General features: G+C 72.9%; 2 protein-coding genes. Both read left to right on the top strand.

The features are described from left to right. Positions 1–181, top strand: a 181-nt coding sequence (locus ACXJKG_RS21355) for a hypothetical protein (protein ID WP_456847717.1), incomplete at its 5' end; no start/stop codon positions are given. A 160-nt stretch (positions 182–341) separates the two neighbouring features. Further along, positions 342–646 (top strand): hypothetical protein (locus ACXJKG_RS21360; protein WP_456847718.1); only part of this gene is annotated, 305 nt, incomplete at its 3' end.

Raw genomic sequence — 646 nt, forward strand, 5'->3', positions numbered from 1 at the left:
CCGCGCCTACCCCACCGCACCCGGCAACCCGCCCGACGTGTCCACCATCAACCTGGTCCCCGGCCGCGACGACGCCAACCTCGCCCTGGTCAAGCTCGGCACCGGCGGCACGGTCTCCTTCTTCACCCCCGTGGGCACCACCGACCTCGTCGTGGACGTCAGCGGATACTTCCGACGCTGAGCCGGCCGGCTCAAGAGAATGCGAGCACCGGCCGATACCACGTGATTGGACACGCGTCCGGATCACCTACGATTCCCAGGCCGACGTGACCCCGGGCAACCGTCCGAGGGCACGGCCGACGCGCGTCACGACCTGACGCCCAGAGGGATCCGAGGACTGCATGTACCGCCGCATCGTCACGACCGCGACGGCCCTCGGCCTCGGTCTCGTCCTCGCAGCCGCCGGGCCCTCACCCGCGGTCGGCGCGTCCGCGACGGCCGAGGCCCCGGACCCGACCTCGACCGACCGCCCTCATGACCGCGGGACCGTCCCCGCGGCGAAGCTCCCCGCGAACGACAACGCGACACCCGCGGCCGACCACGTGCTCGTGAAGTTCGCCCCGAGCACGTCCGGCACGCAGCAGCGGTCGGCGTTGGAGGCCGTCGGGGGGAGCCGCGACGGCTCGGTCCCCGGCACGCCGTACGT

The sequence above is a fragment of the Cellulomonas sp. P5_C6 genome (assembly GCF_054049635.1).